We start from the raw sequence: 7746 nt of genomic DNA, 5'->3' as shown, positions 1-7746 counted from the left end.
CGGGGGGGGGGGGGGGGGGGGGGACGGGGATGGGGGGGGGGGGTGGGGGGGGGGGGGGTTGGGAGGCGGAGCACGGGGGAGGGGGTCTGAGGGGGGACCGGATCGATCCGGTCCCACGGCGCCTTTCGTCGTCCTCCGTCCACGGCTCAACCGGCGCAGAGACAGAACGGGTGGCCGGCCGGGTCCGCGTACACGCGCCACGACCGCGCGTGGTCCGCCGCGTCGAGGGGCGCGGCACCCAGGGCGAGCACCCGGGCTTCCGCGGCGTCGAGGTCGTCGACGGTGAGGTCGAGGTGGAACTGCTGCGACGCGTCCGGGGCGGGCCACGTGGGCGGGACGTGGCCCGGTGTGACCTGGAAGGCCAGGGGGGTGCCGCCGTGGCCCTTCAGCTCGACCCAGCCCTCGCCGTCGTCCTCGGTCTCGCCGCCCAGCAGCTCCGCGTAGAACGCGGCGAGCGCGACGGGGTCCGGACAGTCCAGGACAACGGTGCCCAGTGTGGCGATGGACATGGTGACGCCTCCCTGTCGTGTTACCGGTTCGTGTTACCGGTTCCGTTACCGATGCATCCGAAGCACCGGTAACGGTTACCTCATCCTTCCGTAGTAGCGGTAACGTCGCAAGCATGAATGAGAGGGCACCCGCTCCCGGAGGACTCGCACTCGTCGAGGCCCTGGTCAACACCCTGGACGTCGAGACCGGAGCGGACGCCCTGGAGACCACCGAGGGCCGGGGCCGTTTCGGTCTCGCCGAGCACGACGTGGACGCCGCCCGGGAACTGCGCGAGGCACTGCGCACGGCCTGTCTGGCGCACGCCGGCCACGCCGCGCCCCCGGGATCCCTGGAGCGGCTGCTGTCGGACGCTCCCCTACTGGTCGTCCTCGACGAGAAGGGCGCCGCGGCGCTCCGGCCCGCGGATCCCACCGCACTCGCCTCCCGCGTCGCCGTGGCGATCGCCGACGCCCGGGCGGACGGCACCTGGCTGCGCCTGAAGGCGTGCGAGGCCGAGGACTGCCGCTGGGCCTACTACGACAGGAGCCCGGCCGGCCGCAGTCGCTGGTGCTCCATGGCGGTCTGCGGCAGCCGGGCGAAGATGCGGACGTACCGGGCACGGAAGGGCGGGTAGCCCTGGCACCCCGGCCCACCTGGTGCCGGTCCCCCGGTGGGGCGGGGCCGCGTTGCCGCGCCCGGCCGGACGGGCCGGCGGTGTGCCGGCGTCACCGGTGCGCGTGCCCGGACGCTCGGGGTGCCCGTCTCCCCCGGCAGCGGTCGTCCGTCCGCAGCGGCCGGACGGGCCGGCCCTTCGGGCGCGGTCGGACCGGCCCGTGGACGTTCCGTCTCCGCTCCGAGCCCCGTCCGGGACCGCATGATCCACTGGGCGTCCAGGCTCCCCGAGCGGCGGAGCGGTCGCCCGGCGGCACGCGTCCCGCACCGCGCGCCGTCGTCCCGGACGCACCGCGCGCCGTCGTCCCGGACGCACCTCGGCGGCCCCGCCCCGGTGGGTGTGCGGAACCGCGTGCACCGGTACCCACCAGCCCGCCGGGTGTCCGCCGGACGGAGGCCGGCGGACTGAGCCGCCAGGGGGCCGGGGTTTACGCCGTCCTCGGACTCGCGCTCGGCATCGTGTCCGGTGTCGCGTTGGACGGGCCGCGGGTCGACCGGAGGTCGGCGGCCACGGACTCTGCGTCCCGCAGCACCCGGACCGCGTTCCGCCAGGTCAGCTTGGCGAGGTCCGGACGGGACCAGCCGCGCTGGAGCAGTTCCGCGATCAGGTTCGGGTAGCCCGCCACGTCCTCCAGCCCGGCCGGGGTGAACGCGGTGCCGTCGTAGTCCCCGCCGATGCCGATGTGGTCGATGCCCGCTGCCTCGCGCATGTGGTCGAGGTGGTCGGCCACCGTGGCGGTCGTGGCGACGGGTCTCGGACGGGCCTCCTCGAAGGCACGGTGGACCTCCATCGCCGCAGGAGTCGTGTCCAGCGGGTGCAGCCCGTGCGCCTGCATGTTCTCGTCCGCCGCACGGGTCCAGGCCACCGCCTCCGGCAGGATGAACTTCGGGACGAACGTGGCCATCGCCACACCGCCGTTCACCGCGAGGCGTTCCAGCACGTCGTCCGGGACGTTCCGCGGGTGGTCGCAGATCGCCCGCGCCGAAGAGTGGGAGAAGATCACCGGGGCCACCGAGGTGTCCAGGGCATCGCGCATCGTCGTCGCGGCGACGTGCGAGAGGTCCACCAGCATCCCGGTGCGGTTCATCTCGCGGACGACCTCGCGTCCGAAGGCGGACAGGCCCCCGACGCGGGGCTCGTCGGTCGCCGAGTCCGCCCAATCGGTGTTGTCGTTGTGCGTCAGCGTCATATAGCGGACGCCCAACGCGTGGAAGGCCCGCAGGGTGGCGAGCGAGTTGTTGATGGAGTGGCCGCCCTCCGCCCCCATCAGGGAGGCGATGCGGCCCTCCTTGCGCGCGGTCTCCATGTCGTCCGCCGTCAGGGCGCGGCCCAGGTCCCCTGGGTAGCGGGCCAGCAGCTGGCCGACCGCGTCGATCTGTTCCAGCGTGGCGCTGACCGCCTCGTCGCCGGCCAGATCCGTGCGCACGTACACGGACCAGAACTGTGCCCCGACTCCCCCGGCCCTCAGCCGGGGGATGTCGGTGTGCAGGCTGCCGGTCCGGTCGGTGGCGATGTCCAGCTGGTCCAGGTCGTAGCGCACCTGCTGGCGCAGGGCCCACGGCAGGTCGTTGTGACCGTCGACCACAGGGAAGGAGTCGAGCAGTGAACGGGCTTCTGCGAGGAAGTCCACGGCGGCCTACTTCCCCGAGACGAAGGCGGCCGAGCCCTCGACCTTGGACCGCAGGCGGCGGCCCTTCTCGGTCGCCTGGTCGTTGAGCTCCTGCTGGAAGTCCCGCATGCGGGAGAGCAGGTCGGGGTCCTGGGTCGCGAGGATCCTGGCCGCGAGCAGGCCCGCGTTGCGCGCGCCGCCGACCGACACCGTCGCGACCGGAACCCCCGCCGGCATCTGCACGATCGACAGCAACGAGTCCATGCCGTCCAGGTACTTCAGCGGCACCGGGACGCCGATGACCGGCAGCGGGGTGACGGAGGCCAGCATCCCCGGCAGGTGCGCGGCGCCACCCGCACCGGCGATGATCACCTTCAGGCCGCGCCCTGCCGCCTGCTCGCCGTAGTGGACCATCTCGCGCGGCATCCGGTGGGCGGAGACGACGTCGACCTCGTACTCGATCTCGAACTCTTCGAGGGCCTGGGCCGCGGCCTCCATGACGGGCCAGTCGGAGTCGGATCCCATGACAACGCCAACGGCAGTGCTCATTCGGTGATCGTTCCTCGCAGATAGCCGGCGGCGTGACGGGCGCGCTCCAGCACGTCGTCGAGATCGTCGCCGTAGGTGTTGACGTGCCCCACCTTGCGGCCGGGCTTCACGTCCTTGCCGTACATGTGGATCTTGAGCTGCGGGTCCCGGGCCATGCAGTGCAGATACGGCGTGTACATGTCGGGATAGTCGCCGCCCAGGACATTGCACATGACCGTCCACTTCGCGCGCGGACGCGGGTCCCCGAGCGGCAGGTCCAGTACGGCCCGTACGTGGTTGGCGAACTGGGAGGTCATGGCGCCGTCCTGGGTCCAGTGCCCGGAGTTGTGCGGGCGCATGGCCAGCTCGTTGACGAGGATCCGCCCGTCGATGGTTTCGAACAGCTCCACCGCCAGGTGCCCGACGACACCCAGTTCATTCGCGATCCGCAGGGCGAGCTGCTGGGCCCGGCCGCCGAGCTCCTCGTCCAGGCCGGGGGCGGGCGCGATCACTGTGTCGCACACCCCGTCCACCTGCCGGGACTCCACGACCGGGTAGGCGACGGCCTGGCCGTGCGGGGAACGCACGACGTTGGCCGCGAGCTCGCGGCGGAACGCGACCTTCTCCTCGGCGAGGACGGCGACGCCGGCTCGGAAGGCGTCCTCCGCTTCCTCCCGGGACCGCACGAACCACACGCCCTTGCCGTCGTACCCGCCGCGCACCGTCTTGAGGATGACCGGGAAGCCGCGCCCCGTCTCCTCCCGCGGCCAGTGCCCGTCGCCGTGCTCCGCGCCGCGGATCTCACGCGCGAAGGCCGCCGCGTCGGCGGGATCGGCGACGACGCGGTGCCGCGGGCTGGGCGCACCGATCTCGTCGAGCCTCGCGCGCATCACCCCCTTGTCCTGGGCGTGCACCAACGCGTCGGACCCGGGACGGACGGGGATTCCGTCAGCCTCCAGGGCGCGCAGGCACTCGGTCGGCACGTGCTCGTGATCGAACGTGATCACGTCGCATCCGCGGGCGAAGGCCCGCAGCGTGTCCAGGTCGCGATAGTCGCCGATGACGACCTCGCTGACCACCTGGGCCGCCGAGTCCTGGGGGGTGTCACTGAGGAGCTTGAACTTGATGCCGAGGGGGATGCCCGCCTCGTGGGTCATACGGGCGAGCTGACCGCCACCGACCATGCCGACTACCGGGAACGTCACCCTCTCAGGGTATCCGGAGCTCCGTACGGCCCGACCCGACCCACCCCCTCGTAGAAAAGCACAAGAAGCAACCCCTCCTGTAGTTGTCCAGAGGCAACCGACAGGGGCGCTGGTTAGCATGGTCGCGTTGATGTACTGGCGTGACGTCCCTGACGACGCCGATCCTGCCGAGCGGACGGGGCTGAGCGATCACATGAGCGATCCGGGCGCACTGCGTGTGCGACTGAACCAGCTCGCGCGCGAAGTCGCCAAGTTCGGAGCGATCGGCGCCTTGGGCCTGCTCGTCAACATGGCGGTCTTCAACCTCGTGCGCGCGACCACGGACATCCCCGTGGTCCGGGCGAGCCTCCTGGCGACGTTCATCGCGATCCTCTTCAACTACGTGGGCTTCCGCTACTTCACGTACCGGGACCGCGACAAGAGCGGCCGCACCAAGGAGCTGACGCTGTTCCTGCTGTTCAGCGCCGCCGGAGCGGTGATCGAGAACGGCGTGCTGTACACCGCCACGTACGGCTTCGACTGGGACAGCCCGCTGCAGAGCAACTTCTTCAAGTTCTTCGGGATCGCCGTCGCGACGCTCTTCCGCTTCTGGTCGTACCGGACGTGGGTGTTCCGGGCACTGCCCGCACGTGAGGCCGTGCAGACGGCCGAGTCGTTCCTGGAGCAGCGGCGGGCCAGCGAACCGGACCGCGTCGGCAGCTGAAACCATCCGCACGGGTCGGCATCCGCCCAAGGCGGCTCCGCCCCGGCAGCAGCCGGGCGGTCACCGGATGGGGCGCTGGTGCTCCTGCTTCGGCTCGCTGGGCTCCCGACTCAGGAAGAGCGCGAACACCGCGGGCTGCTGCTGGAGCAGTTCGAGGCGCCCGCCGTCCGCCTCGGCCAGGTCGCGGGCGACGGCCAGTCCGATTCCCGTGGAGTTGCGGCCGCTGATGGCCCGCTCGAAGATCCGCGCACCGAGATCGGCGGGGACGCCGGGGCCTTCGTCCGTCACCTCGATGACGGCCTGGTTGCCGGTGACCCGGGTGCGCAGTGCGACGGTGCCCCCTCCGTGCATGAGGGAGTTCTCGATCAGGGTGGCGAGCACCTGGGAGACGGCGCCAGGGGTGCCCACGGCCCGCATGCCCTGCCTACCGGAGCAGACGATGGCGCGCCCCGCGCTGCGGTAGGCCGGACGCCATTCCTCGATCTGCTGCTTGACAACCTCATCGAGGTCGAAGGCGACGGCGGAACCGGTCCGCGGGTCCCTGGAGTTGGTGAGGAGCCGCTCCACGACGTCGGTGAGACGTTCCACCTGGGCGAGGGCCATGGTCGCCTCCTCCTTGGCGGTCTCCGGGTCGTCCGTGACGGAGATCTCCTCCAACCGCATCGAGAGCGCGGTCAGCGGTGTCCGGAGCTGGTGCGAGGCATCGGCGGCGAGCCTGCGCTCGGCGGTGAGCATCCGGGCGATCCGCTCGGCACTGGCGTCCAGGACGTCGGCGACCCGGTCGAGTTCGGGGACCCCGTAACGCTTGTGCCGGGGTCGGGGATCACCGGATCCGAGGCGCTCTGCGGTCTCGGCGAGATCGGTGAGCGGAGAGGCCAGCTTGTTGGCCTGGCGCACGGCCAGGAGCACGGCGGCGACGACGGCCAGCAGCGCGACGGCGGCGATGATCAGCAGCGTGCGGCCGACCTCGCGGGTGACGATGGAGCGGGCCTCCTCGACGGTGACCGACTCGCCCGACTCGCCGGTGGCGGTCCCCCGGATCACGCCGTCCGAGGGCCGCTCCCCGATCTCGACCGGAGGGCTCCCCGGGATGCGGATCACCGCGTACCGGCCGGGTCCGATCTGGTCGGCGAGCACCCCGTCGTCGAGCTTCTCGTGTTCGAGCACCTTGGCCTCGACCACGCTGACCAACCGCAGCGCCTCGGAGTCGACACTCTCCTGCGCGCTACTGCTGATGGTGCGCGTCTCGACGATGACGAGGGACACCCCGAACACGGCGATGACGACCAGCACCACGGCCAGGGTCGAATTGATGAGTCGGCGGCGCACGGTGCCCTCCGGGCGGGGGTGTTGCAGGGGTGCGGGGGTGGGGCCCCGCGGTCCTTACTCGTCGGCCGGCGGCCCGTGCACGGTCGGCACGGGCGCAGCGGGCCGGTCTCCGGGTGTTCGTCGTGGCCCCTCGTCCGAGGTCAGCTCTTCTCGAAGCGGAAGCCGACGCCCCGCACCGTGGCGATGTAGCGCGGGTTCGCCGCATCGTCGCCGAGTTTCTTGCGGAGCCAGGAGATGTGCATGTCCAGCGTCTTGGTGGACGACCACCACGTGGTGTCCCAGACCTCGCGCATCAGTTGGTCGCGCGTCACCACCCGGCCCGCGTCGCGCACGAGGACCCGGAGCAGGTCGAACTCCTTGGCCGTCAGCTGCAGCTCCTCGTCGCCCATCCAGGCGCGGTGTGACTCGACGTCGATCCGCACGCCGTGGGTCGCGGGGGCCGCGGCCGGCTCGGTGGCCCCGCGCCGGAGCAGCGCCCGGACCCGCGCGAGCAACTCGGCCAATCGGAACGGCTTGGTCACGTAGTCGTCGGCGCCGGCGTCGAGGCCGACCACCGTGTCCACCTCGTCGGCCCGGGCGGTCAGCACGAGGATCGGCACGCTGTGCCCGTCGGCACGCAGGCGCCGCGCCACCTCCAGACCGTCCATGCCCGGCAGCCCGAGGTCCAGCACGACGAGATCCACCCCGCCCTGGAGCCCGGTGTCGAGCGCCGTGGGACCGTCTTCGCGGACCTCGACCTCGTACCCCTCCCGGCGCAGCGCGCGCGCCAGCGGCTCGGAGATGGATGCGTCGTCCTCGGCGAGCAGTACTCGGGTCATGGGGTGATGGTAGTCCGCGCCGCGGACGCACCGGGGCATGATCGACCACGCCTGGGGGTGTGGGGTGGGATTCCGTTTACGACCTTCAAATCCAGGCAAGCAGTTCCACGTATGCCTGTGATCCCCATCTCAAGTCCTTCCATATGCCGCCCTGTCGTGCCGTATGGTGGCGAGACGCCTCTAGCACTATCCGGGGCCTTTGGCTGCTTTGCGCACCAAAGGTCTCTCTTTGTGTGTGGGATCAGCAAGACCCGTTCCCGCAGAGGAGTGAACGACCTGGACCGGACCCCGGGCGCGAGGAGCGCGCGGGGCGTGGACCCCGGCGAGGACCGTCCCTCGACTCCGTTACCTCGGAATCGGGTCCCGGGCGTGGCCGGGACGCCCAGCCGGTG

Annotated in this window: 8 protein-coding genes; 2 read left to right on the top strand and 6 right to left on the bottom strand. The window is 71.5% G+C overall.

Going from position 1 to position 7746, the window contains the following annotated elements; all coding sequences use genetic code 11:
- Nucleotides 1–146: 146 nt before the first annotated feature.
- Nucleotides 147–509, bottom strand: a complete 363-nt coding sequence (locus ACFXOM_RS29520) for a VOC family protein (RefSeq protein WP_384940025.1) — start codon at nucleotides 507–509, stop codon at nucleotides 147–149.
- Nucleotides 510–622: 113 nt separating this feature from the next.
- Between ACFXOM_RS29520 and ACFXOM_RS29515 the strand changes: the two genes are divergently transcribed.
- A complete protein-coding gene (locus ACFXOM_RS29515; RefSeq protein WP_384940027.1) occupies nucleotides 623–1123 on the top strand; it encodes a CGNR zinc finger domain-containing protein in 501 nt (166 codons plus the stop codon).
- A 466-nt stretch (nucleotides 1124–1589) separates the two neighbouring features.
- Here the strand turns inward: ACFXOM_RS29515 and ACFXOM_RS29510 are convergent, their stop codons facing one another.
- The 3 genes from ACFXOM_RS29510 to ACFXOM_RS29500 are packed head-to-tail and all read right to left on the bottom strand — an operon-like array spanning nucleotide 1590 to nucleotide 4483.
- Nucleotides 1590–2792 (bottom strand): dipeptidase, encoded by a 1203-nt coding sequence (locus ACFXOM_RS29510; RefSeq protein WP_385040296.1) that lies wholly within the window; start codon nucleotides 2790–2792, stop codon nucleotides 1590–1592.
- Nucleotides 2793–2798: 6 nt separating this feature from the next.
- Nucleotides 2799–3320, bottom strand: a complete 522-nt coding sequence (gene purE, locus ACFXOM_RS29505; protein ID WP_384940030.1) for a 5-(carboxyamino)imidazole ribonucleotide mutase — start codon at nucleotides 3318–3320, stop codon at nucleotides 2799–2801.
- A complete protein-coding gene (locus ACFXOM_RS29500; RefSeq protein WP_384940182.1) occupies nucleotides 3317–4483 on the bottom strand; it encodes a 5-(carboxyamino)imidazole ribonucleotide synthase in 1167 nt (388 codons plus the stop codon). The genes purE and ACFXOM_RS29500 overlap by 4 nt, the downstream gene beginning before the upstream one ends.
- A 214-nt stretch (nucleotides 4484–4697) precedes the next feature.
- On the opposite strand from ACFXOM_RS29500, the gene ACFXOM_RS29495 reads away from it, so the two are divergent.
- On the top strand, nucleotides 4698–5207 hold the full coding sequence (locus tag ACFXOM_RS29495) for a GtrA family protein (RefSeq protein WP_384940184.1): 510 nt from the start codon (nucleotides 4698–4700) through the stop codon (nucleotides 5205–5207).
- A gap of 60 nt (nucleotides 5208–5267) precedes the next feature.
- Here the strand turns inward: ACFXOM_RS29495 and ACFXOM_RS29490 are convergent, their stop codons facing one another.
- Both ACFXOM_RS29490 and ACFXOM_RS29485 read right to left on the bottom strand, forming a co-directional pair.
- Nucleotides 5268–6536, bottom strand: coding sequence for an ATP-binding protein (locus ACFXOM_RS29490; RefSeq protein WP_384940031.1), 1269 nt, complete (start codon nucleotides 6534–6536; stop codon nucleotides 5268–5270).
- Nucleotides 6537–6676: 140 nt separating this feature from the next.
- Nucleotides 6677–7354, bottom strand: coding sequence for a response regulator transcription factor (locus tag ACFXOM_RS29485; RefSeq protein WP_384940033.1), 678 nt, complete (start codon nucleotides 7352–7354; stop codon nucleotides 6677–6679).
- Nucleotides 7355–7746 lie beyond the last annotated feature (392 nt).

Origin of the sequence: Streptomyces sp. NPDC059169, assembly GCF_042755225.1 — a bacterium.
Lineage (GTDB): Bacteria > Actinomycetota > Actinomycetes > Streptomycetales > Streptomycetaceae > Streptomyces.
The sequence above is the reverse complement of the archived record's forward strand: the minus strand, read 5'-3'. Positions and strand labels throughout refer to the sequence as shown.

What these genes read in the sequence shown, in the direction of transcription:
- ACFXOM_RS29515 (WP_384940027.1), top strand. Translation starts at nt 623, where the DNA reads ATGAATGAGAGGGCACCCGCTCCCGGAGGACTCGCACTCGTCGAGGCC.
- ACFXOM_RS29495 (WP_384940184.1), top strand. Translation starts at nt 4,698, where the DNA reads ATGAGCGATCCGGGCGCACTGCGTGTGCGACTGAACCAGCTCGCGCGC.
- ACFXOM_RS29485 (WP_384940033.1), bottom strand. Translation starts at nt 7,354, where the DNA reads ATGACCCGAGTACTGCTCGCCGAGGACGACGCATCCATCTCCGAGCCG.
- ACFXOM_RS29500 (WP_384940182.1), bottom strand. Translation starts at nt 4,483, where the DNA reads ATGGTCGGTGGCGGTCAGCTCGCCCGTATGACCCACGAGGCGGGCATC.
- purE (WP_384940030.1), bottom strand. Translation starts at nt 3,320, where the DNA reads ATGAGCACTGCCGTTGGCGTTGTCATGGGATCCGACTCCGACTGGCCC.
- ACFXOM_RS29520 (WP_384940025.1), bottom strand. Translation starts at nt 509, where the DNA reads ATGTCCATCGCCACACTGGGCACCGTTGTCCTGGACTGTCCGGACCCC.